Source organism: Nonomuraea sp. NPDC049141, assembly GCF_040648415.1.
GTDB lineage: Bacteria > Actinomycetota > Actinomycetes > Streptosporangiales > Streptosporangiaceae > Nonomuraea.
Genome location: NZ_JBEZDR010000221.1, coordinates 1 through 1418, shown reverse-complemented (window position 1 = coordinate 1418; position 1418 = coordinate 1). Strand labels below are relative to the sequence as shown.

The following is a 1418-nucleotide window of genomic DNA, read 5'->3' as shown; positions in this document are numbered from 1 at the left end:
CAGGGCTCCGGCGTAGTGGAGTTTTGTCCGGTTTCTCGATCATGTGAGGTTGAGGACGGTGAGCGTGCGGGTGGCGTCGCGCGAGATGTGGCGGATGGCTTGGGCGATGTTGCCGGCGTCGGTCAGGCGTAGGGCGCCGATGGCGAGGTTGCGCAGGGTGGCCATGGCTCGGGGTGCGTTGCCGGTACGGACTCGGCTGTGGTCTTCGGCGTAGGTGACGTCGCGGACGTAGTGCAGCCGGTTCTCGATGCTCCAGTGGCCGCGGATCCAGGTGGCCAGGTCGGCGGGAGGGGCTTGCCAGGCGAGTAGATCGGTGATCGCGTAGACGGTGACGGTCCGCCATCTGCCTGCGCTGCGGTCCCTGACCTGGCGTTTGATCTGCATCGCCTGGACGGCGTGGGGGAACGGCAGGCCGGTGGTGACGGTGACGACCTTGAGGGTGCGGCGTTCCTGTCGTCCGTGCCCGCGGTCACGTTCGCGGTGCTGGACGGGTATCTGTTTCCAGGACAGCCGTTTGACCTGCGCGTACAGGCTGGGCTGGTTCTTCTTGACGATCAGCACGTAGTGCGCCTGTTTCTGCTCGATGAGGAAGGTGGCGTGCTCGCGCTGGGTGTGCAGGGCGTCGGCGGTGACCACGCGATCGTGTAGGTCGAGATGCTCCAGCAGGGGCTGGAAGCGGGTGATCTCGTTGGTCTTGCCGTCCACGTCGGTCTGCGCGAGCACCAGGCCGCTGCCGTGGTCGAAAGCGGCCAGCAGGTGGACCGGTTCACCGCCGCGGTTGCGGGCGCCGCGAATGGCTTTGCCGTCGACGGCCACGGCCCGGCGACGCGCGCGAGCCGGGCCGTCCATCGTGGAGCCGGCCGTGGCGGCCCGCCCGGCCAGCCAGGAGCAGACCGCCTCGTCCAGGGCGTCGGTGTCGATCTGCTCGAACAGACGCCGCACGGTTGACTCGTCCGGCGGCTGCCATACCCGGCTCAGCGGATCCCGCCGGACGCCGAGGACGGCCATGACCTGGGCGGGGGCATCGGCGATCCACTCACCGATCGCGGTGAACGAGCGGGCGCCGGCCAGCACGGCAGCCGCGGCACCGGCCAGTAACGACGCCAGCGCATGTCGGATACCACGCGGATCACGGGGGTCGGGCAGGCGCTGGAAGCATTCCAGCAGGCTGAGGCAGTCGGTAGCGGAGGCGGTCACCGGGCCGTGCTCGGCCAGTTGGCCAAGGGCAGCACTGATCGGCGATGATGCTAGGACAGGCACGGTCTTCTCTGGTGATCATTAGGCGTCGAGAACCTCATGATCTCGAAGGTCGTGCCTGTTCTCGTCCCCGGACGCCTCTCCAGGCCCCCTTGCCCCCGGAACAGTCACTCCGAGAAACGGACACTCAGGCTGTTACCGATACCTCGCCGTGGCCCTGG

General features: G+C 68.2%; 1 protein-coding gene. It reads right to left on the bottom strand.

The window, feature by feature from the left end; translation table 11 throughout:
• Positions 1–39: 39 nt before the first annotated feature.
• On the bottom strand, positions 40–1197 hold the full coding sequence (locus AB0B91_RS66005; protein WP_358343230.1) for an ISAs1 family transposase: 1158 nt from the start codon (positions 1195–1197) through the stop codon (positions 40–42).
• Between the last annotated feature and the right edge of the window lie 221 nt (positions 1198–1418).